At 71.9% G+C, this 20,652-nt stretch carries 17 protein-coding genes; 11 read left to right on the top strand and 6 right to left on the bottom strand.

What is annotated here, in order from left to right:
* Positions 1 to 4 precede the first annotated feature (4 nt).
* Positions 5 to 1,645, bottom strand: coding sequence for a protein kinase domain-containing protein (locus C8E87_RS01050; protein WP_438865998.1), 1,641 nt, complete (start codon positions 1,643 to 1,645; stop codon positions 5 to 7).
* A gap of 610 nt (positions 1,646 to 2,255) precedes the next feature.
* Here C8E87_RS01050 and C8E87_RS01045 point away from each other — a divergent pair.
* The 5 genes from C8E87_RS01045 (at position 2,256) to C8E87_RS01025 (ending at position 7,484) form a co-directional block, all read left to right on the top strand.
* Positions 2,256 to 3,557 carry a cytochrome P450 gene (locus C8E87_RS01045; protein ID WP_133871324.1) on the top strand — a complete coding sequence of 434 codons (1,302 nt, stop codon included), beginning with the start codon at positions 2,256 to 2,258 and terminating at the stop codon, positions 3,555 to 3,557.
* Complete coding sequence (locus tag C8E87_RS01040; RefSeq protein WP_133871323.1) at positions 3,554 to 4,900, top strand: carotenoid oxygenase family protein; 1,347 nt, start codon at positions 3,554 to 3,556, stop codon at positions 4,898 to 4,900. The genes C8E87_RS01045 and C8E87_RS01040 overlap by 4 nt, the downstream gene beginning before the upstream one ends.
* On the top strand, positions 4,882 to 5,235 hold the full coding sequence (locus C8E87_RS01035) for an acyl carrier protein (RefSeq protein WP_133871322.1): 354 nt from the start codon (positions 4,882 to 4,884) through the stop codon (positions 5,233 to 5,235). The genes C8E87_RS01040 and C8E87_RS01035 overlap by 19 nt, the downstream gene beginning before the upstream one ends.
* A gap of 4 nt (positions 5,236 to 5,239) precedes the next feature.
* Positions 5,240 to 6,496, top strand: coding sequence for a cytochrome P450 (locus tag C8E87_RS01030; protein ID WP_133871321.1), 1,257 nt, complete (start codon positions 5,240 to 5,242; stop codon positions 6,494 to 6,496).
* Between the two features lie 61 nt (positions 6,497 to 6,557).
* Positions 6,558 to 7,484, top strand: a complete 927-nt coding sequence (locus tag C8E87_RS01025) for an NADP-dependent oxidoreductase (protein ID WP_133871320.1) — start codon at positions 6,558 to 6,560, stop codon at positions 7,482 to 7,484.
* 130 nt (positions 7,485 to 7,614) lie between these two features.
* Here C8E87_RS01025 and C8E87_RS01020 read toward each other — a convergent pair whose 3' ends face one another.
* Positions 7,615 to 8,499 (bottom strand): GGDEF domain-containing protein, encoded by an 885-nt coding sequence (locus C8E87_RS01020; RefSeq protein WP_166661013.1) that lies wholly within the window; start codon positions 8,497 to 8,499, stop codon positions 7,615 to 7,617.
* Between the two features lie 352 nt (positions 8,500 to 8,851).
* On the opposite strand from C8E87_RS01020, the gene C8E87_RS01015 reads away from it, so the two are divergent.
* Complete coding sequence (locus tag C8E87_RS01015; protein WP_133871318.1) at positions 8,852 to 9,058, top strand: DUF397 domain-containing protein; 207 nt, start codon at positions 8,852 to 8,854, stop codon at positions 9,056 to 9,058.
* 33 nt (positions 9,059 to 9,091) lie between these two features.
* On the opposite strand, the gene C8E87_RS01010 is transcribed toward C8E87_RS01015, so the two are convergent.
* Positions 9,092 to 9,889: a helix-turn-helix domain-containing protein gene (locus tag C8E87_RS01010; RefSeq protein WP_275409158.1), complete on the bottom strand. Its 798-nt coding sequence runs from the start codon at positions 9,887 to 9,889 to the stop codon at positions 9,092 to 9,094.
* A 227-nt stretch (positions 9,890 to 10,116) separates the two neighbouring features.
* On the opposite strand from C8E87_RS01010, the gene C8E87_RS01005 reads away from it, so the two are divergent.
* The 3 genes from C8E87_RS01005 to C8E87_RS00995 all read left to right on the top strand — a co-directional run bounded on the left by C8E87_RS01005 (position 10,117) and on the right by C8E87_RS00995 (position 16,935).
* A complete protein-coding gene (locus C8E87_RS01005; RefSeq protein ID WP_166661011.1) occupies positions 10,117 to 15,345 on the top strand; it encodes a diguanylate cyclase in 5,229 nt (1,742 codons plus the stop codon).
* 163 nt (positions 15,346 to 15,508) lie between these two features.
* Positions 15,509 to 16,438: an NADP-dependent oxidoreductase gene (locus tag C8E87_RS01000; protein ID WP_133871315.1), complete on the top strand. Its 930-nt coding sequence runs from the start codon at positions 15,509 to 15,511 to the stop codon at positions 16,436 to 16,438.
* Positions 16,435 to 16,935, top strand: coding sequence for a cupin domain-containing protein (locus tag C8E87_RS00995; protein WP_133871314.1), 501 nt, complete (start codon positions 16,435 to 16,437; stop codon positions 16,933 to 16,935). The genes C8E87_RS01000 and C8E87_RS00995 overlap by 4 nt, the downstream gene beginning before the upstream one ends.
* 179 nt (positions 16,936 to 17,114) lie before the next feature.
* Here the strand turns inward: C8E87_RS00995 and C8E87_RS00990 are convergent, their stop codons facing one another.
* The 3 genes from C8E87_RS00990 to C8E87_RS00980 form a co-directional block, all read right to left on the bottom strand.
* Complete coding sequence (locus C8E87_RS00990; RefSeq protein WP_133871313.1) at positions 17,115 to 17,342, bottom strand: hypothetical protein; 228 nt, start codon at positions 17,340 to 17,342, stop codon at positions 17,115 to 17,117.
* Between the two features lie 203 nt (positions 17,343 to 17,545).
* On the bottom strand, positions 17,546 to 18,322 hold the full coding sequence (locus C8E87_RS00985) for a hypothetical protein (protein ID WP_133871312.1): 777 nt from the start codon (positions 18,320 to 18,322) through the stop codon (positions 17,546 to 17,548).
* Positions 18,323 to 18,351: 29 nt separating this feature from the next.
* On the bottom strand, positions 18,352 to 18,804 hold the full coding sequence (locus tag C8E87_RS00980; RefSeq protein WP_133871311.1) for a DoxX family protein: 453 nt from the start codon (positions 18,802 to 18,804) through the stop codon (positions 18,352 to 18,354).
* 262 nt (positions 18,805 to 19,066) lie between these two features.
* Here C8E87_RS00980 and C8E87_RS46225 point away from each other — a divergent pair, with 262 nt between their 5' ends.
* Positions 19,067 to 19,198 carry a hypothetical protein gene (locus tag C8E87_RS46225; protein ID WP_275409156.1) on the top strand — a complete coding sequence of 44 codons (132 nt, stop codon included), beginning with the start codon at positions 19,067 to 19,069 and terminating at the stop codon, positions 19,196 to 19,198.
* 187 nt (positions 19,199 to 19,385) lie between these two features.
* Positions 19,386 to 20,636 carry a lactonase family protein gene (locus C8E87_RS00975; RefSeq protein WP_166661010.1) on the top strand — a complete coding sequence of 417 codons (1,251 nt, stop codon included), beginning with the start codon at positions 19,386 to 19,388 and terminating at the stop codon, positions 20,634 to 20,636.
* The last annotated feature ends 16 nt before the right edge of the window (positions 20,637 to 20,652 follow it).

Below are 20,652 nucleotides of genomic sequence, written 5' to 3'. Positions count from 1 at the left end.
CCACTCACCAGGCGACCACGCCCTGGGTGCTCGGCTGCAGGGTGCCCAGCCGCAGTGAGCCGATGGTGAGCTGGCTGCGGTTGGGGTCGGGAAACCCCAGCAGTTCGGCTACGACACCCGGCGACGACCGGACCAGGCTGCCGCGCAGCGAGTTGCCGGTCGGGCAGTCGCTGCTGTCCCTGTCACAGGCCTGCCACTTCATCCCCTGGAAGGCCCCGCCGCCGGGCTCGAGGAGAATGTCGACGGCCTCGCCGGGTTCGTCGACCGTGGTGGTCGGCACGGTCACCGGCTCGTCGGCGGCGTTGTAGAGCCGCACGAAGGCCCGGCCGTCGACCCGGCACGGCGTGCCGGACCGGTTGGCGACCGAGATGAGCCCGCGCTGGGTGCCGACCGCGGTGGGGTTCTCGCTCTGGGCGCTGATCGAGACCTTTATGTCGGCGTTGGTGCACAGCCGGGCCTTGCCGGTCGGCAACGGCTCGGCCGTCACCCCGGCGCCCGCCGGATTCGCTGTGGCCGAGCGCGTAGGTTCGGCCGGACCGGCCGGTGCGGCCGAGCGCGCCGGAGTGGCCGAGCGGGTCGGAGTGGCCGGGTCGGCCAGGGTTGGAGCGCCGCTGGAGGGCGGCGGGGCGACGAGGTCACCCGCTTCCGGACGGCCGTCCACAGCCAGGTCGCGCCCCAACCCGAAGGCGAGGATCCCGGCTGCGACCGCGGCGACCGACGCGGCGGCCAGCACGGGGATCGCCCAGCGCCGGCGCCTTGGCCCACGCGCCGTGGCGGCCCCGGCCGCGGGGCTGCGGCTCGGCGTGGTCGCTCTGATCACCGCCGTCGGGGCCGGTGGCACGCCGTAGGCCACCAGGGCGTCGATGAGCTGCGCCGCGGTCGGCCGCCGGGCCGGGTCCTTCGCCAGCGCGGCGGCGACCAGGTCACGCAGCGGAGTCGGCAGGTCACCAAGATCCGGGGGCTGGGTGAGGATGCCGGCCGCGGTGGCCACCGGGGAGTCGGCGGCGAACGGGGTACGCCCGGTGCCGGCGTAGGTCACGATGACGCCCCAGGCGAAGACGTCGGCGGCCGGCCCGGCGACCCGGTCGGTGGCGGTGTCGAACCGCTCCGGTGCCATGTACGCCACCGTCCCGACCATCTGATCGGTGGCGGTGTGGTGGCTGGTCGCCTCGAACGCCCGCGCGATGCCGAAGTCGATCACCTTCGGGTGGCCGAGTGCGAACAGGACGTTGCGGGGTTTCAGGTCACGGTGGATGACCCCGGCGCCGTGGATGGCGGCCAACGCGGTCGCCACCCCGATCGCCACGCTGTGCAGGTTCCCGCCGGTCAGCGGGCCCTGCTCGGCCACCACCTCGGCCAGGCTGGGCCCGTCGACGTACTCGGTGACCAGGTAGGGGATCTCATGGTCGGCGTCCGCGTCGAGCACCTCGGCCGTACAGAACGGCGGCACCTGACGGGCCCGGTTGACCTCGCTGCGGAACCGGGCGCGAAACTCCGGGTCGTACGCGAACTCGGATTTGACGGCCTTGATGGCGACCGCGCGGCCGTCGCGGCCGCGGCCCAGATAGACCGTGCCCATGCCACCCTGCCCGAGGCGCGCCTCCAGCCGGTACTGCCCGAGCCGGCGGGGGTCCGCCGGCCTCAACGGACTCCTCATCCGGTCGTCGCTCCCCGGTCCGGTCGATCACGGCGGACGAAACGATACCCGCCCCGCCGCCCCACCCGCCCGGCCGAGGAGGACGCGCGGCGGGTGCAGGACCCCGCCAGGATTCTCGGACCGCCGCCGACCTAACCGCACTATCCGGGAATACATATCCATGTCGGACGAGGCCGCGGTCTCGATGACGGAGTTGATGTACCACATGGGTTCATCCCTGGCCCAGCAGCGCTCACCGAACTCGGCGTCATGTTGGGTCAAGGCTTCCACCTGGCCCGGCCCGCAGACCTGCCCTACTTGCGCGGATAGCAGACAACTGCGGTTTCGTTCCGGAGCTGGGACACGCTCACGTCGTCCGATGTTCCGCCGTTGCCGCCGGCCTCGGGGATTCGGGGGCGCAGGCGATTGAGGACAAAGCGTAACTCGTCCAGATCGGACGGTAATCATCGTCATGCCGCGGCTTCGCGAAGATTTGCCCCACCTCGATAGATTCCCCGGCTGATTCAGGTGGCCGGTTCCGGGGCTGGTTGCCGCAACGAAAGGCCCCGGCCCCGTGCAGGGCCGGACGTGGGGGGCTACCCCGATCGGAGGGTACAGAATGGGCGGTTACCAGGACGTCCAGAGGCTGGCGCCGATGGCCGTGCTCGGCGCGTTCCGGCGGGATCCGCTGGAGTTGTTCGCCGACGTGGCGCGGGCGCCGGCAGGCATCGCGGAGACGAGCGCGTTCGGACGCCGTATGGTCTTCATCACTCACCCGGACCACGTGGTGCACGTGCTGCGCGACAACCACCGCAACTACACCAAGGACGCGCCGGTGTACCGGGTCGCCCGCCCGTTCCTCGGGGACGGCCTGACGGTGTCGCCGGGCGGGGAGGAATGGCTGCGGCGCCGCCGCCTGGTGCAGCCGGCGTTCGGCCGCAGCACAGTGGAGGACGCCGCCCGGGTCACCGAGGAATGTCTCGCCGAGGTCGCCGGCCGCTGGGCCACGACGGACACCGTCGACGCGTCCGCGGAGATGTCGGCGCTGTCGATGCGTTTCGCCTGCCGCATCCTGTTCGGGACGGAACTGACCGCCGAGGCCGCGGCGCTCGTCGAGGACCTGCGGCTGATCTGCGACCACGTGGCGAACTTCCTGGCCCGGCCGTTCCCGCCGCTCGCCGTGCCGACCCCGGCGAACCTGCGGTTCCGGGCCGCCATGCGCCGGGTCCGGGCCACTGTCGCCGAGCTGGTCGCCGACCCGAGGACCGAGCTGATCTCGCGACTGACCGCCGACGGCGGGTCCACCCGCGAGCAGGTGACCGACGAGGTGCTCGGCTTGTTCTTCGCGGGGCACGAGACCCTCGGCCACACGCTCGCCTGGTGCTGGCAGCTGCTGGCCGGGCATCCCGCCGCCGCGGCACGACTGCACGCGGAACTGGACGACGTCCTCGGTGACCGGCGGCCGGCTTCGGCGGATCTGCCCCGGCTGGTCTACACCCGGCAGGTCGTCGACGAGGCCATGCGGCTCTACCCGGTCGTGTGGATCATGATGCGGCGGGCCGTGGGGGACGACACGATCGGCGGCCATCGGATCGGCGCGGGGTCGTTGGTCACCTGGAGCCCGTACGCAGGCAACCGTCACCCGGACGTCTGGCAGCGCCCGGACGACTTCTGGCCGGAGCGTTTCGCCGACGAGGCCGGCCGCGGCGCCGCGTACCACCGGAATTCCGTGGTCCCGTTCGGCCTCGGCCCGCGTGCCTGCCCGGGCTCGAACCTCGCAACGATCCAGGCGTGCCTGACCGTGGCGACGCTTGCCCGGCACGTCCGCGGCACACCGCCGCCGGGCGCCGCCGTGGCCCCGGTCCCGTCCATCACCCTGCGCCCGGCCGGTCCGGTTCCGCTGCACCTGGCCGGCGGATGAGCCGCTATCTGTCCGGCGCTTTCGACCCCGTACGGGGGGAGCACACCGAACACGCGCTGCGGGTGGACGGCGAGTTGCCGCCCGAGCTGGACGGGCTGTTCACCCAGATCGGCCCCGCCCCCGCCGGTCGGCCACGCCGGGCACTCGACGGCACGTACCCCTGGTTCATGCAGGACGGCCTGGTCTGCGGGGTCCGGCTGCGGCACGGGCGGGCGCTCTGGTTCCGCAACCGGTGGGTACGTTCGCGACGCGCGGCCCGGTCGCTGGGTGAGAAGCCCGCTCCCGGGCCACGCCACTTCCTGGTCGACACGGTCAACACCAACGTCGTCGCCCACCACGGGGTTCTGCTGGCGCTGATCGAATCGGGCTGCCTGCCGGCCCAGCTCTCGGAAACGCTGGACACCGTCGGCTACACCGACCTCGGCGGCCAGCTCCCGCGCGGGTTCGCGGCCCACCCCCGGGTCGACCCGGCGACCGGCGAGTTGCACGCGCTCGCCTACTCGCCGCTGCGCTCCTGGGCCGAATACCTGGTGCTGTCCGCGGAGGGCCGGGTGACCCGCAGCGACCGCGTCGAGCTGGGCGGCCGGCCGCTGATGCACGACATCGCGCTCACGCCGCGCTTCCTGGTCTTCCTGGACCTGCCGGTCCGCTTCGCCCCGCTGCGCGGCGTCACCGGAGCGTTCCCCTACCGGTGGAGCGACCGGCACCAGTCCCGGATCGGGGTGCTGCCCCGCGACGGCGGCCCGGTCCGGTGGATCGCCATCGAGCCGTGCTTCGTCTACCACCTGGTCGGCGCGGAGGAGACCGCGGACGGTGGACTGACCGTCCGCGCGCTGCGGTACGACCGGCTCTTCGACGACCGCGCCGCCGACCCGTTCGCCCGGCCCGCGACGTTGTCCGAGTGGCACGCCGCCGCGGGCGCCGACCACGCCACCACCCGTACGCTGCACGACCGGCCGCACGAGATGCCCCGTTCCGATCCGCGCCGGACGGGCCGGCCGCACCGCTACTACTACGCGGTGGCCCAGGACCCCGCCGAGCCGGACCGTTCCGGGCTGCTCCGCTTCGACCTGCGGCGGGGGGAGGCCGAGACGCTCGAACTCCCGGCCGGGGTCGTCTCCGGCGAGGTGGTCTTCGTGCCGCGTACGGCCGGCGGCGCCGAGACCGACGGCTGGCTGGTCCACTTCCAGACCGACCTGGCAGCGGGCACTTCCGCGCTGGTCGTCCGCGACGCCGCGGGCCTGGACGAGGCGCCCTGTGCCGTCGTCCCGCTCCCGGTCCGCGTGCCGATGGGCGCCCACAGCAGCTGGATCAGATCCGACGAATGGCAGGCGATGCCGTGAACCCCTCGCACCCCGGGGCCCAGCCCCGAGGCCCGGACCCCATTCTGCGATCCCTGCCGCCGGAGGACCGGCGCGCGTACCTGGTGGGTCTGGTTCGCGCGGAGACCGCGATCCTGCTCGGCGCCCTCGAGCCCGAGGCTGTTCCGGCCGGCGTGACCTTCGACGACCTGGGTCTGACCCGTGCCGAGGCGGTCGAGCTGCGGGACCGGCTGGCCGTCGTCTGCGGGACCGACCTGCCGCGAGACCTCCTCGAGCAGCATCCACGTCCGGACGCGGTGGCCGACGTGATCCACGGCCGGCTGTTCGGCGATCCGGACGGCGACAACGACAGGTGAACAGATGAGTACCTTCGACACGTTCCTGCGGCTGGCCAGGGGCGTCTATCGCCGTCGGCTCACCCTGGCCGCCGACGGTTACCTGCACGCCGACCCGGACGCCCGGCTGCACCTCGCGGTGTGGCAGAACGACCCGTACGCGCTCTACGAGCAACTACGCAAGCAGGGACGGCTGTCGCGCAACCGGTCCGGCGCGTGGGTCACCGTCGACCACGAGATCTGCCGGGACGTGCTGCGCGACCGGCGCTTCGGCGCACGACCCGACCGCCTCACCGTGGACGAGTCGCTCAGCGGCTTCTTCGAGACCTCGTTCCTCGCCATGGAGCCGCCGGACCACACCCGGCTGCGCGGGGCGATCCGCTCCGACTTCGGCACCAAGGCGGTCGGCCGCTACCGCGAACTCGTCGAACGTACCGTCGACGACCTTGTCGGCCGGGCCCAGCGCGACCGGCGCTTCGACCTGATGTCCGGCCTCGCCCAGCCGCTGCCGCTGGCCGTGATGTCCGCGATCTTCGGCATACCCGACGACCGGCGGGCTGCCTTCCACCGCAGCGCGGCGGTGCTGGGCAGCGCGATCGACGGCGTCCGGACGATGACCCAGGCGGCCCGCCTGCGCACCGCCACGCTGACCCTGGACCGCCTTCTCACCGACCTGATCGAGCGGCGTCGGCGCGAGCCCGGCGACGACCTCGTCAGCCGGCTGGTCACCGACGCCGCCGGCGACGTCGGCGCCGAGGAACTGCTGCCGCTGTGCACGCTGCTGCTGGTCGCCGGGTTCGAGACCACCACCAACCTGATCGGCAACGCGGTGCACGCCCTGATGCGGCACCCGGACCAGTGGGCGGCGTTCGCCGGCGCCCCGGGCGAACTCGCGGCTTCCGTCGTCGAGGAAACCCTGCGGTACGACCCACCCGTTCACCGCGCCGGCCGGGAGGCCCTGGCGGACGTCGAGATCGCGGGCACGTCGATCCGGGCCGGCGAGTTCGTGGTGACCCTGATCGGGGGCGCGAACCGGGACCCGGCCGCCTTCGACGACCCGGACCGCTTCGACGTGTTCCGCAGGCCCACGACCGCGCACCTGGCCTTCGGCGGCGGCATTCATTACTGCGTCGGCCATCCGCTGGCCCGGCTGGAGGCCACCGTCGCCGTCCGCGCCCTCGCCGAACGGCTTCCCCGCCTCCGGATCGACGGGCGAACCGCTCGCCGCTCCTCCGGGATGATCCGCGGGTTCACCCGGCTGCCCCTGCACGTCGGCGGCTGACCCCGAGGCTTGAGAGGCCTGCGGGGCCGATTCGCCGGCGGCCGGGGTCTAGAGTGGACGCGTGCTGGGAGTCGTCGCGACCGCGCTTGGCGGTCCTGAGGTGTTGCAGGTGACCGAGCTGCCCGACCCCGAGGCGGGGCCAGGGCAGGTTGTGGTCCGGATTCGCGCCGTCTGTGTGCACCCGGCCGACGTGGCGTCGACCACCGGGGAAATTCCTCGCGGACCGGTTCCGACGCCGTTCTCGCCCGGCTGGGACATCGCCGGCGAGGTGGCCTCCGTCGGCCCCGGCACGGCCGAATTCGCGGTCGGCGATCGTGTCGTCGGCATGATTCCGTGGTATCTGACCCGGGGCAACCCGGGTGGCTACGCCGAGTTCGTGGCGGCCGACACCGACTGGCTGGTGCCGTTGCCCGACGGGGTCGACTTCGCCGCCGCGTCCACGGTGCCGCTCAACGCCCAGACCGCACAGCAGGGGCTGGCCCTGGTGTCCTTGGCCATGCTTCCGGCCGGCAGCAGCATTCTCGTCACCGGCGCCAGCGGCGGTGTCGGCGGTTTCGCCACCCAGCTCGCCCTTCAGAGCGGCTTCCGTGTCCTGGCGCAGGCCGGCCACGACGACGAGCAATGGGTGCGCGATCTCGGCGCTCACGAGGTGGTCTCCCGTTCCGCCGATCTGGCCGCGGTCGGGCCGGTGTCCGCGGTCTTCGACGCGATCCCTCTGGGCGAGGCGGCGGCCGCTGCGGTCGAGGACAGGGGAATCGTGGTCACGACCCGGCCCACGCCGCCCATCGTTCCGGCCCGTGGTGTGCGTCAAGAGCTGCAACTCATCCGGCACGACCACGAGCTGCTGGCCGTCCTGGTGGGGCAGGTGGCGGCGGGACAACTGCGCACGCGGGTGGCGGCCACGATGCCGTTGACCGAGGCCGCCGACGCCCACCGGCGGGTGCTGGCCGGGGGACTGCACGGAAAGATCGTGCTGACGACCGGCTGACGGGGAAGCTTGGCCGGGGCCTCGCGTGGCGGCGGTTGGCCCTCGTGCGGCGGGGTCGGCTCCTGTGGCCGCGGGCCGGGTCAACCGTGGCGGCGGCTGGATCTGCTGCGGTGGCCCTCGGCTCGGGCGTTCACCGGTCGAGGTACGGATCGGCCTCGGCCCGCACCGTAAGACAGTGCGTGGGGATCGTGTCGACCATCGTGCCCGCGCCGTTCAGACAGCGGTAGCGGACCAGGGCGGCCCATTCGCAGGCGCTCTCGACCACTCCCGCCCGGCGGACGCCACTGCGGTGCACCCACACAGGGTCGCCCGGCCGGCACCCCACCGCGGGTCCCGAGGCGGTCGAGCCCGGGATCGCGGCCGGCTCGTACGTCTCGATGTGGTCGCCGCTCTCCGTGGACACGACCCAGGTGATACCGACCTGGTTGGTGGTGTACGCGTGCCGCTTGGCGCCGAACATCGCCTGGTCGGCCCGGCGCAGCAGGTCGGGAAGGTCGGCGGAGCGCCCGGCCGGCACGACACCGATCGAGGCGGTGACGGACAGGGTGTGGCCCTGCACGTCGATCGGGGGTGCGATAGCGGCGCTCAGCGAGCCCGCCACCTCCCGCCACCACGCCTCCGGGACGTCGGCGTGCGGGGCACGCGGCAGCGCGGCGAACTCGTCACCGCCGAACCGGGCCACCAGATGATCGCCGAGGCAGTCGGCCATGCGCCGGGCGACCACGCAGAGGACCTCGTCGCCGGCCTCGTGCCCATACGTGTCGTTGATCGGCTTGAAACCGTTGAGGTCGAGGATCACGACGGCCGACGAGCAGTCGTCGTCGCGCAGCCGGCCCGGCGCGAGCGCGTGGAAGAGGCGGCGGTTGGCGAGTCCGGTGAGCTCGTCGTGGCCGGCCAGCCACTGCAGCGAGGCGCGCTCCTGCTCCAGTTTCTGGACGTGCGCCGCCAGCTGATCGATGCGGGCCCGGAGGCGGGCGGTTTCGGACTCGGTCCGCAGCTGAGCGTCATCTGGCATTACACCGCCTGTTTCGGCGGCGGCAGGATCGAGGATCCGCATAGGCCGTCCTCTCAGAGCTGCGGCGGACCAGCGGGGAGCTGTCGAGTCGACGGCGAGGCATCGCCGAGCGCCACAGACGAATCATGGCAGCCGTTCGAGGCACGTGCAAGATTTCACGGGGACAACTGTCACGGCGATGTGATGCATCGAAAGCGGGTTTCGGCTACTCTAGGTGCGTGCACTTTCGTGGTGAAAGAATCGCCCTTGGTCGCGAATTCCCGCTCCTGCACGTCAGAAAGCTACGAGGGGGCCGCGAGATCGGTGGCAGGCTGATCACGCACAGTAAGCAACTCCGTGGGGAGGGGCACTGATGAGCAGCGAAACCGGCTGGATCATTTCCAGCAGGTCGACAGGTAACGGAGGCAGTTGCGTCGAGGCCCGCCGTCAGGACGGCCTCATCGAGGTCCGCAACAGCAAGGCACGCGAGGCCGGCACCGTGGTTTTCACGGTCGAGGAATGGGACTCGTTCCTGTTCGGAGCGAAGCGCGGCGAGTTCGACCAACTCCTGAGCGACTGACCGCGGCGGACCTCCGCGCCGCCCATCAGGTCGTCAGCGGAACTCTCCGACCGGCACGGAATCCTTGGTGATGAGGTCGAAGATACGCCGGTACTCGTCGACCTCGACCTGCTCCTCCAGGTAGAGGGCGCCGACGTGGGACTCGAGGTAGACCACGTCCGGATCGTCCGGGTCGTCGAACTCCAGGATCCGGAAAGCGCCGGCCATCGCCGCGTGCGCCCCGACCGAGAACGGCAGCACCCGGATGTCGACAGTGTCCTGTTGGGACAACCGCCGCAGATGCTCGATCTGCCCCTTCATCACCTGTTCGCCGCCGACCGGCCGGGCCAGTGCTCCCTCACCCAGCACCGTTACGAGGCGGATCGGTGGGTTGCGGGAGAAAAGCGTCTTCTGCCGCTGCATGCGGAGGTTGATGTGGCGCTCGGCAATCTCCGTGTCGGCCGGCTGTTCGGCGCCGAAGACGGCTCGCGCGTACTCCGGGGTCTGCAACTCGCCGGGAACGATCTCGCCGTCGTACCCGAACATCCGGGACGCGGACGCCTCCAGCCCGACGTACAGCTTGAACCACTCGGGGATCACCGGGCTGGCGTCCCACCACTCCTGCTGTGACGTCCCCAGTGCGAGGTCCGCAAGCGCGTCGGTGATGCTCTGGTCGGCGCCGTAAAGCCAGCAGAGCGCCCGTACGTTGGCCCCGGTGACCGGCACCTTGCCCGTCTCGATGCGGTGCAGCGTCGGCTCGGAGATGCCCAGCCGAGCTTCCACCACATCACGCCGGCTCATCCCGGACGCCGTACGAAGCCGCGTCAAACGCCGCCCCAACGCCCGCCGCACGACGCGTTGGCCTGTGACCGGCACCCTTACCTCCGCCTTGCCAACACATGTGGACGGTGACGCCGACCACCCTACCCGCGACGCCGCGTTGTCAACAGGCGACCCGGCGTCGCCCACCGAACGTGCGAGGACGGCGCCCCCGGCCGCCGTTGACGATCGCGTGGTGCTTCGCCACGATCGGCGGTGGCAAGGCTCATGTCCGAGCTTCAGCGGACGAAAGTAGGTTCGTGAGTACACAGCCCGGTTCGGTCTCCGTGTCGCCACCGGAGCCTTTCCCTGGGCTCCGGCTGCTCGGCGAGTTGGGGCGCGGGGCCGGCTCGGTGGTTCATCGTGCCGACCGGAACGGGCACGAGGTCGCCGTCAAGGTCGTGATCGCGGAGGCCGGCTCGGAAGAGGCGGCCGCCTTCGTCCGGGAGGCCGCTCTCTCGGCCAGTCTGCGTCATCCCGGCCTGCCAGCCGTCCACGAGGTCGGCACTGCGAACGGGCGGCCCTACATCGTCATGCAGCTGATCGACGGGCGTCCGCTCGGCCAGGTGATCCGGGAACGCCGGTACGACGGGCCCCGGACGGCCGAGCTCGGCGCCCAGATAGTCGACGTGCTCGGGGTGGCCCACCGGGCGGGTCTGGTGCATCGGGACGTGAAGCCGGACAACATCCTGGTCCGGGCGGATGGCCGGGCCTGGCTGATCGACCTCGGGCTGGCGGCTCGCGCCGGTGCTCGTGCCGGTGACGACGCCGCGGGCACCTTCCTCTACAGCGCTCCCGAGCAGACCGGTCTGCTGCGCCGTCCGGTGGACGGCCGGGCCGACCTCTATGCGCTCGGCGTGGTGCTCTTCGAGTGCCTCAGCGGGGCGCCGCCGTTCCGGGGCGGCGACACCGGCGAGTTGATGCGCCTGCACCTGACGGCGCCGGTGCCGGACGTCCGCGAGAGCCGGCCCGAGGTGAGCGCCGAACTGGCCGCGGTGATCAGGCGGCTGATGGCGAAGGACCCCGACGACCGGTACGCCTCGGCCGAGGAGGCGCGCCGCGACCTGGCCCGGCTGGCCGGCGGCGACGAGACCCACAAACCGGACCGGGCTCCGCTGGTGGTGGGCCGCGCCGGGCCCCGGGCCGAGCTGTTGTCCTGCTGGGAGAAGGCCACCGACGGCAGCGGCGGCGCGGTGCTGGTCACCGGTGGCGCCGGACTGGGCAAAGCTCGGCTCGCCGCCGAACTGGCCCATCGGATCGCCACGGACCACCCGGTGCTCGAAGGCGCCGCGACGGCCGAGGGCCGGACTCCACTGGGACCGCTGATCGAGGCTGTCGACCGGTACGTCGCCGCGGTCGCCGCCCTGCCCGAACCGCGGCGCGCCGCGGCGATCGCCACGATCAGCGAGGCTGCCGGGTCGGCGTCGGCGCTGCTGACTCAGCTTGTGCCCGCACTCGGAGGGCTGCTGCCCGGCCGGCCGGTGAACGGTCGTCAGGCGGATCTGGACCAGGACCGGGTCGCCGAGATCGTCGCCGTCTTCCTGACCGGGCTGGCGACGGCGAGCGGGGGTGCGCTGCTGCACCTGCGGCACGCGCAATGGTGGGATCCGGCCACCCTGAACGTCGTAGGCAGGCTTGCGGTCGCCGCGCCGGCTGCCCGGTTGCTCGTCCTGGTGACCGCGCGCGACGACGATGACGGCGCGATCGCTGCGGCGCTCGGGCTGGGGCTGCGTACCCACATCACCCTGGGACCGCTCGGGCCCGACGAGGTCGCCGCGCTGATCGCCGCGACGCTCGGCGGGGGTGCGGCGCCGCCGTCGCTGACCGACCGTCTCATCTCGCTCAGCGACGGCAACCCGCTGGCCGTGGTCGAGTACGTCCGGAGGGCGTTGGAGGCCGGTGTCCTGCTGCCCTCATGGGGTGGCTGGGTGGTCGACCAGGCCGGCCTCGACGACCTGCGCCTGCCGGCCGACCTTCTCGACCTCATGCTGCGCCGCGTCGGGCAGCTCAGCCCTCAGGCGCAGGAGCCACTGGTCGTGGCGGCGGCGATCGGCGCCCGGTTCGCGCCCGAGCTCGTCGCCGAGGTGCTCGGCCGGCGAGCCGCCGGCGCGGACGGGAACATGCCGCACGCGCTCGCCGAAGCCCTCGCGCTGCGGTTGGTCGAGCCGGTCGGCTCCCGCTACGCCTTCCCGCACGAGCGGATCAGGCAGGCGTTGCTCGACCGGCTGGACCCGGCCGAGCGCCGCGGGCTGCACCAGCTCATCGCGGAGACGATCGAGCAGACCGCGCCGGCGGACACGGTGGACGTCTACACGGTTGCTCACCACTACCTCCACGGCGAGACCGGCCGTGAGCCGTACAGGCTGTTCCGTGCCGCCGCGGCCGCCGGGCGGCGTGCCCTCGCCGAGTACGACTCCGCCCAGGCCTGTTTCTACTTCGAGCGGGCCGAGGAGGCCGCCACGCGCGCGGGCATCGAACCGGACGCGGCGTTCCACGCGTCGTTCGGGCTGGCCGCGAGCCGTGTCGGCCAGCACGAGATCGCACAGGCGCAGGCGCAGCGAGCGCTGGACAAGGAGCCGGACCCGAACCGGCGCGGCATCCTGTTCGCCCACCTGACCGAGTCGTACCACACGCAGTGGGACGGCTCGCGGGCGATGGAGATGGCCCGCCGGGGCCTCGACGAGATCGACCGCCAGGTGCCCGCGAACCCGGCCGTCCTGGCGCTGACGTCGCTGGGGCAGATGGCGCGCGCCCGTTTGCTCTCCCTGCTGCCCGGCCGGCTGCGGCTCTCCTCGGGGCACCTCCGCGACCGCGATCAGGTCGAGGTTCTCCTGCTCCGGGCGATGTCGCAGAGCGCGGCCTATGCGCTGCGCCTGCCCGAGTCCGCCATGCTGGGGATGCGGGTGGCGCCGCTGGCCGTCCGGCTCGGCACAGCTCGCGAGAACATCCTGGCGAAGGCAAGCGCGGCTATGACGGCGGAGACGACCGGCCGGGCGAAACGCGGTGCCCGGCTCTTCGCCGAAGCGCTGGCGGAGGCCGAGGCGCTGGGCGATCCGACGATGATCGCGAACATTCACCTCATGCGGGCGCTGGCCACCGACGGTATGCAGAACCCGCACGAGAGAACCGGCGAGTTGTTCCGGGCGGCCCTGACCGCGCACGGCCAGTGGCTGCCTTCGTCGGACTATTTGCTGATGGCCTCGTCGCTGGGTCTGCTGGAGGTGCTGCGCGGCGAGCTCGCCGAGGCCACCCGGTGGTACGGGTCGGCGCTGCGAAGGGTCTCGGCCGCGTCCTTCGGCAACCCGGCCATGGCCCTGGGCGCCAGCGTCGCGGCGCTCGCCGGCGATCCCGCGGAGGCCGCGAAGCGTCTGCACGACGTGCGCGAATTCGCCGCCACCGAGCCCGGCAACCTCGCACTTCAGGTCAACTACGCGCTTACGGCGACACAGGTGGCCGTCGAGCAGGGCGACCTCGGGGAGTCCTTCGAGGAGGCGGTCGCCGCCTTCAAGGCGATCGGAGTAGGACCGCGCCGGGTCTTCGCCATCCAGCGCAGCTTCTGGATATTTCAGGCGTACGGGCGGCTGGGGCAGGCCGCCTCGGACGGTCCGGCCAGGCTCGCGGCCACGGCGTCGGCGGTGGCCGAGCTCCGGCGGGTGGCCCGCGGCTCCCTCTACGAGGCCTACGCCACGGTGGCCGAGGCATGGCTGGATCAGCTGAACGGCCGGCCCGAGGGTGCATTGCGCCGCCTCGCCCCACTCGCCGCCTCGGCTACGGGTCACCGTTCGGTCCTGGTCGACTACGAGGCAGCCCGGGTACGCGCCCGCGCGCTGACCGCGCTCGGCCGGCCGCACGAGGCCCGCCGCCAGGCCGAGCAGGCGCTGGCACTCGCCGACGAGTACGGCTGGCGTACCCGGGCGCGTTGGGCCCGCGAGGAGTTCGGGCTGACCGCGGCCGGCACGGTGGCGGGCCGGACCATGCGCTCGCACCGCCATCCGGCCGGGAACATCACCTCGAACGTGCGCCGGTTGGAGGCTGTCTATCAGATCAGCCTCGCGGCGTCCGCGGTCCTCGAACCGCGTCAGGTGTGCCGGGTCGCGCTGGACGAAACCCTCAAGATCCTGGCAGGGGAGCGGGCCTTCCTCTTCCTGGCCGACGAGGCGACCGGCGAACTGCTGCCCTTCCTCGGGCGCGATGCGGACCACCAGGACCTGGAGACCCTGACCGGCTACGGCGCGAGCCTGGTGCAGCGGGTACGGGACACCGCCACCGCGCTGGTCGTGACCGGGAGCGACCAGGGCGCCGCACTGGGCTCGCAAAGCACCCTCGTGCACGGGCTGCGCAGCATCATCGCCGCCCCGGTGTGCCTGCGGGAGCGGCTGCTGGGCGTGGTCTACCTGGACAGCCGGGTGGCCCGGGGAATCTTCACCGCCGACGACGTGGAAATTCTGTCCGCTATCACCCACCACGTGGCGGTCACCTTCGAGACCGCGCGCGCCGCGCAGCTGGAGGCGGACATCCGAACGGCTCAGCGCGAACGCGACCTCGCGGAGACGCTCCGGCTGGCCATCGTCGAGGTCGGCGGCACGCTCGACCCGGAAGAAGTCCTCCGCCGCATGATCGCCATGATCGGCCGGGTGGCGCCGGTCGACAGCTGGTCCCTGCTGCTCCAGGACGAGAACGGCTCGGTGTCGGCCCTGGGCGGGATCGACGCCGGCGCCATGCTCGCGGAATCCGGCTCGGTGCGGCGGCTGCTCCGCCTCAGCGAACCGTTGTGCGGGGCGGAACCCGACCTGGTCGCCGGTCGCCTCGGCGCCGGGACCGCGGCGTGGATGGCGCTGCCCCTGCTGAGCCGGGGCAGGCAAGCCGCCGTCCTGCTGATCGGCAGTTCCCGGGCGGGCGTGTACAGCGACAGCACGGCCCGGATCGCAGCGACACTGGCCGGGCAGGGCATCACCGCGTACGAGAATGCCCGGCTCTTCCGGCAGGTCGGTGAACTCGCCGCCCGCGACGGGCTGACCGGCCTGTACAACCGGCGGCACTTCATGGAGACGGCCACGACCGGCGCGGGGGAAAGCGGCGCGCAGCCGATCGCGGCGGCAATGGTCGACATCGACTTCTTCAAGAAGATCAACGACACGTACGGGCATGGTGTGGGCGACGAGGTCATCCGGGAGGTCGCCGATCGGCTGTCGCGCTGCCTGCGCGCCGGCGACATCATCTGCCGCTACGGTGGTGAGGAGTTCGCTGTCCTGCTGACCGGAGCGTCGGCGCAGCAGGCCGAAATCGTGGCCCGGCGGCTGCACGCCGCTGTCGGCGACGCCCCGATCGTGACCGAGGCCGGCGCGCTGCGGGTAACGGTCAGCGTGGGAGTAACCGGGGCGGCACACGCGCACCCCGAGGTGCAGAGGCTGCTGGACACCGCCGACCAGGCGCTGTACGACGCCAAGCGCTCCGGCCGCGACCGGGTACGCCACCAGCCCGTGGACTGACGGGCCGGCTGCACGTGACCCGGCGCCGCACACTCGACCGTGGCGCCCTGGGACGCTGCAAGCGGGTGGTGATCATCTGGGTGGGCCAGCTCGGCCCAGGATGACTGCGGTGGATCCTGCGATGTTGAGTGCCTTGACGGTGCTCACGGAAGCAGGTTCGGCAATGAAGGCAGTACGGTTTCACGAGTTCGGCGGTCCCGAGGTTCTGCGTTACGAGGACGTGGAGCAGCCCACCCCCGGCGCGGGGCAGGTGCGGGTCCGCGTGGCGGGGACGTCGTTCAACGGGGTCGACGGCAACATTCGGGCGGGCTTCATGCAGGGGCCGATCCCGGTCGAGTTGCCGCACACCCCTGGCATCGACGTCGCCGGGACGGTTGACGCGCTCGGGGACGGTGTGCGGGACTTCGCGGTCGGTGATGAGGTCATCGGGTTCCTGCCGATGGCTGGAACGGGGGCGGCGGCGGAGTACGTCATCGCGCCGGCTGAGATTTTGACGGGGGCGCCGAAGGGCATTCCGCTGGCGGACGCGGCGGCGCTGCCGCTGGTGGGCCTGACCGCGTGGCAGGCGCTGTTCGATCACGGCAAGCTGACCGCCGGGCAGCGGGTGCTGGTCAACGGCGCCGGGGGAGCAGTCGGCGGGTACACCGTTCAGCTGGCCAAGGAGGCCGGCGCTCACGTGATCGGGGTGGCCGGGCCGCACGGCGCGGAACGCGTCAAGGGCGCCGACGAGGTGTGGGACAACACCGCTGCGGTGACCGAGCCGGTCGACCTGGTGCTCAACCTGGCGCCGGTCGCCCCGGAGCAGCTGGCCTCGTTGCTGACGCTGATCCGGGACGGCGGCGCCCTGGTCAACACGACGGTCTGGATGCCCGCGCCGTCCGACGAGCTGCGCGGCGTACGGGGAATCGACCTGTTCGTCCGCAGCGACGCCGACCAGCTCGCCGACCTGGCCGCGCGGGTCAGCACGGGGGAGTTGCGCGTCGAAGTTGGTCAGCGGGTGCCCCTGGCCGAGCTGACCACGGTGCACGCCCAGGCCGCCGCGGGTGAGCTGCCGGGCAAGACCGTCCTCACCGTCGAGGAGCCGCAGCGATGATTCCCGCCGACGACCCGAACCGTACGCTGACCGTCGCCGACCCCGACGATCCCGCGACCACTTACCTCTCGCTGGTCGGCAACACGTATGCGATGTTGATCAGCGGCAAGCAGACGGACGGCAAGTACTGCCTGATCGACATGCGGGTGCCCGACGGCGGCGGCCCGCCTCCGCACCGGCATGACTTCGAGGAGATGTTCACGGTTCTCGAGGGCGAGGTCGAGTTCGTCTTCCGGGGTGAGAAGCACACGGTACGGGCGGGGACGACGATCAACGTGCCGGCGAACGCGCCGCACAACTTCCGCAACGTGTCCGGCGCGCCGGCGCGGATGTTGTGCATGTGCACGCCGGCGGGGCAGGACGAGTACTTCCTGCGGATCGGTGACGTGATCGCCGGCAAGGACGCCCCGCCTCCGCAGCTGTCACCCGATGAGCTCGCCGCACGTCGCCGCCGTGCGGCCGAGCTCGCCGACACCTACCGCAGCGAGTTCATCTAGAAGCTGCCGGGCAAGACCGTCATCACCGTCGAGGAGCCGAGGCGGTTGTCCCGACGACGATCCGCCCAGTCTGAGCTTCGCGCCGGCGGTCGGATGCGTAGCGACGCAGCTCGTTGGGGGATCCGGCGCCGGACCGGACGGCGAGCACGCGTCCGGGGCCTGGAGGGTTCGGGACCGGATCAGGACTGCCGGCGCCGGCGGTGATCGGTGATCAGGGTGGTCGCGCAGCCGAGCGCGAGCACGCCGGACGCGATGCCGACGGCCGGGTTGAGCCCCATGACGTTGCTGATCGCGTTCGCCGCGATGCTGACGATCAGCAGGAGCCACAGGACGGGGCGGAACGCGCCGGTTCGCGCAGGGGTGGCGCCGGGTTCGGATGCCGCGAGGACGCGGGAGGAATCGCTCATGCCTGCAACGCTATGAGGTCACGGCCCGCCGGACGATCCCGCCAGCGGGCCACCTCGGGGTGCAGCAGGCTGTACCGTCGCGGCCGGGTTCGGGCGCTGAGCTGCTCAGTTGCCGGGTGCCAGGGAGATCAGGCTGTGCCGGTGGGGCCGGGGTCGGGCGTGGCGTCCGGCCCCGGCAAGTGCCACGGCGGTGGTTGAGGCGCTCAGCAGCCCAGCCGTCGGGCGCCCAGGGCGACGTCGTCGATCCACAGGTCGAACGCGGCCGGTGTGGTGCCGCTCTGATACAGCTGCCAGCCGATCTTGACGGTGTCGACGGCCGGCAGCACGAACGGCACGTCGTTGCCGCCGTGCTCGCTGGTCGAGGCGGTCAGCTCCGGATTCGCCACGCCGTTGATCCACACCGCGACGCGGTTGCCGTTCCGGTCGAGCGACCACTCGAAGCACTGCCACGTGTCCTCGGCGACCGGCGCCGACTCGCGCCAGTTGGTCCAGTCGCCGGTGGGCCCGCCGTCGGCCCCCACGCCCCAGAAGGTGCCGGGGACCGTTGGCGCGTACTGGCCGCCGATCGGGCGGACGACCTCGGCGCTGCCGCTGCCGGTGGCCTCGACGAGCGTGAAATGCGCCCAGTCCGGGGCGGTGGGGAACGCGTCGACGCGCAGCCGCATCCGGCCGTAGAGGCGACTGCCCGGCACGGAGAGGTCGTCGACCCGGAGGAAGGCTCGCCCGTTGTCGACGGTGTGCACGTGCAGCACCTGGTTCCCGCGCCGGGCTCGCTCGACGTTGAGCGTGCCGTTGCGCGTGTCGACGCCCCATTTCAGGGTGCTGGGGCCGCCCGTCGGGAGTCGTTGGAAGTCTTCGCAGAAGAGCAGGTCACGGGCGCAGGTTCCGCCATGACCGGCGCTCGCCGCGCCGGCCGGGGCGCTGCCCGCCACGACGCCGAGCATCAGGGCCGCGGCGGCAGCGGTGACGAGGTGGCGCATGGTTGCTCCTTCGCAGGGATCATGAGGTGTCAGGGGCGGCTGGTCTGGAGATCGCGAGCGTCCGCCGCGGTGGCGGGAACGTCGCGGCGCCGGGCGATGAGGGCGTCGAGCGACCACGGGCCGGCGCCCGCCACCGCGATCATCAGGAAGGCCCAGGCGTAGAGCGCCGACGTGACACCGCCGTTCTGGATCGGCATCAGGGCCTGTGGCTGGTGGACGACGAAGTAGGCGTACGCCATCGAGCCGGAGGCGAGGACCGCCGCGGGCCGGGTGGCGAGTCCGGCGAGGACCAGGGCGCCGCACACCAGCTGGATAACTCCGGCGTACCAGCTCGGCCAGGTGCCCGGCTCGATCGCCTGACCGGAGCCGCGGTTGCCGCCGAGCACCCCGAAGACCGAGGCGAGTCCGTGGCACAGGAAGAGGAGGCCGACGACCATTCGGAACAGTGACCACGTCGGCGCGGTGAAGCGGTGGGGAGACATGGCTCTCCTTGGGGGAGCAGTGGGATGGGGAGTTCCCGCAGGTTAAGGACTCGGCAGGCCCAAGGCAACGACGTACGTCAATGTCCTGGTCACGGTATGGGAGCGCTCCCATAGGCTGGGAAGAGGCGGCTGGGCTGACGAGGCCGTGTACGACCTTGGTCGTATACGGCGCGGGCCGGGATCTGACCGTGTGCGGATGTGGGGAAGGGCGCCGGACCGAAGAATCAAGGGAGTCCGGCAAAGACGACCCTTGGGAGTGATCGTGACCGTCGCACCGAACGACCGGGAACCCGTCGCCTGGGCCTGGCCCGCCCTCTTCGGGCTGTTCGCCATCGTGCTGTTCGGCGGGGTTGCGTACGCCGCTGTGTGGTCGTGGAGCCAGCTCACCGCCTGACCGCTCGGCTCCTCCTCGCAGTTGACACGTCTGGCGGCAAATTCGCCCCGGAGGCCGGTCAGCACCTCTTCGTGTGCTCCTCGGGCCCGGAGATTACCGAATGCTTACCGGTGTCCCGCGGCTTGAGCGATGGTCACGAGAAACGCCGTACTGCCCAGCGACCAATGTCGAGGCGCTGGAGGTACGTATGCGTAGGAGAACCGGTGTTCTGTGCGCTGTCGCCGTTCTGATCACCGGTGGTGCTGTTTCCACCGGCATCGCGTCCGCTCATGAGAACCCCGGACGGCGGCCGGGACACGGCGGGCCGCCCGGGGAAGCGAGCGCCGGAATGGTGTTCGTGCAGTCGAACAACCCGCGGCACAATGCGGTGCTTGCCTTCCGCCGGGCCGCGAGCGGGAAGCTCAGCCCGGCCGGCGAGTACCGGACCGGGGGCCGGGGCGGGGCGCAGAAGGACAACCCGTTCGATCCGCTGGCGTCACAGGATTCCCTGGTCTTCGACCGGGCCCATCGGATGATGCTCGTGGTCAACGCGGGCAGCAATTCGGTCACCACGTTCCAGGTGCGCGGGGACCGGCTCACGGATCCGCGCACCGTGCCCTCCGGCGGTGAGTTCCCGACAAGCATCGCGGTGTCCGGCCGGACCGTGTACGTGCTCAACGCGGGCGGCCGGACCAACGTGACCGGCTTCCGGATGACCCCGAACGGCCTGCGCCCGATCAGCCGCTCCACCCGGGAACTCGGCGTCGTCAACGACGCTGTTCCGCTGTTCACCGACTCGCCGCCGCAGGTCGGCTTCAGTCCGGACGGCAAGCAGCTGCTGGTCACGACCAAGAGCGCCAACACGATCGAGGTGTTCGCCGTCGACGGGCACGGCCGCTTGTCGTCGCGGGCGGTGTCGACCCGGTCGGCCGGCGACGTCCCGTTCTCCTTCGTCTTCGACGAACGCGGTCACCTGCTGGTCACCGAGGCGGCCAAGTCGGGCGTCACCTCGTACGCGCTGCAGCGCAACGGCAGGCTCAAGGTCATCACTCGGTCGGTCGAGTCGGGTCAGCAGGTGCTGTGCTGGATTGCTCGCGCCGGCAGGTTCTTCTACGGCACAAATCCGGGCAGCTCGACGATCAGCGTCTATTCCGTCGATGCCGGCGGGCGGGTGTCGATCGGCGGTGAGGACGGCGTGATCGCCCCCGCCGGTGGCCAGGCAGCGCTCGAGGAGGTCGCCCGGGCCGGCATGGACGCTGCCCGGGCGCCAGGAGCGGGTCCGATCGATCTCGCGGCCACCGCCGACGGGAAGCTGCTTTACGTGCAGAACACGCTGGCCGGAACCGTCGAGGGTTTCCGGGTCGGCGACGACGGCGCCCTGAGGCTGGTGTCCACGCTGGACAAAGGGCTGCCCGTGTTCAGCAACGGCAACGGCATGGAGGGCATTGTCGCCTGGTAGCCCAGCCGGCCCGTAA

This window comes from Paractinoplanes brasiliensis, assembly GCF_004362215.1.
Classification (GTDB): Bacteria; Actinomycetota; Actinomycetes; order Mycobacteriales; family Micromonosporaceae; genus Actinoplanes; species Actinoplanes brasiliensis.
Note: the sequence above shows the minus strand (reverse complement) of the source record. Positions and strands in the feature narration are given on the sequence as shown.

What these genes read in the sequence shown, in the direction of transcription:
- C8E87_RS00995 (WP_133871314.1), top strand. Translation starts at nt 16,435, where the DNA reads ATGATTCCCGCCGACGACCCGAACCGTACGCTGACCGTCGCCGACCCC.
- C8E87_RS01040 (WP_133871323.1), top strand. Translation starts at nt 3,554, where the DNA reads ATGAGCCGCTATCTGTCCGGCGCTTTCGACCCCGTACGGGGGGAGCAC.
- C8E87_RS01015 (WP_133871318.1), top strand. Translation starts at nt 8,852, where the DNA reads ATGAGCAGCGAAACCGGCTGGATCATTTCCAGCAGGTCGACAGGTAAC.
- C8E87_RS01045 (WP_133871324.1), top strand. Translation starts at nt 2,256, where the DNA reads ATGGGCGGTTACCAGGACGTCCAGAGGCTGGCGCCGATGGCCGTGCTC.
- C8E87_RS01000 (WP_133871315.1), top strand. Translation starts at nt 15,509, where the DNA reads ATGAAGGCAGTACGGTTTCACGAGTTCGGCGGTCCCGAGGTTCTGCGT.
- C8E87_RS00980 (WP_133871311.1), bottom strand. Translation starts at nt 18,804, where the DNA reads ATGTCTCCCCACCGCTTCACCGCGCCGACGTGGTCACTGTTCCGAATG.
- C8E87_RS00975 (WP_166661010.1), top strand. Translation starts at nt 19,386, where the DNA reads ATGCGTAGGAGAACCGGTGTTCTGTGCGCTGTCGCCGTTCTGATCACC.
- C8E87_RS00990 (WP_133871313.1), bottom strand. Translation starts at nt 17,342, where the DNA reads ATGAGCGATTCCTCCCGCGTCCTCGCGGCATCCGAACCCGGCGCCACC.
- C8E87_RS01035 (WP_133871322.1), top strand. Translation starts at nt 4,882, where the DNA reads ATGGCAGGCGATGCCGTGAACCCCTCGCACCCCGGGGCCCAGCCCCGA.
- C8E87_RS00985 (WP_133871312.1), bottom strand. Translation starts at nt 18,322, where the DNA reads ATGCGCCACCTCGTCACCGCTGCCGCCGCGGCCCTGATGCTCGGCGTC.
- C8E87_RS01030 (WP_133871321.1), top strand. Translation starts at nt 5,240, where the DNA reads ATGAGTACCTTCGACACGTTCCTGCGGCTGGCCAGGGGCGTCTATCGC.
- C8E87_RS01020 (WP_166661013.1), bottom strand. Translation starts at nt 8,499, where the DNA reads ATGCCAGATGACGCTCAGCTGCGGACCGAGTCCGAAACCGCCCGCCTC.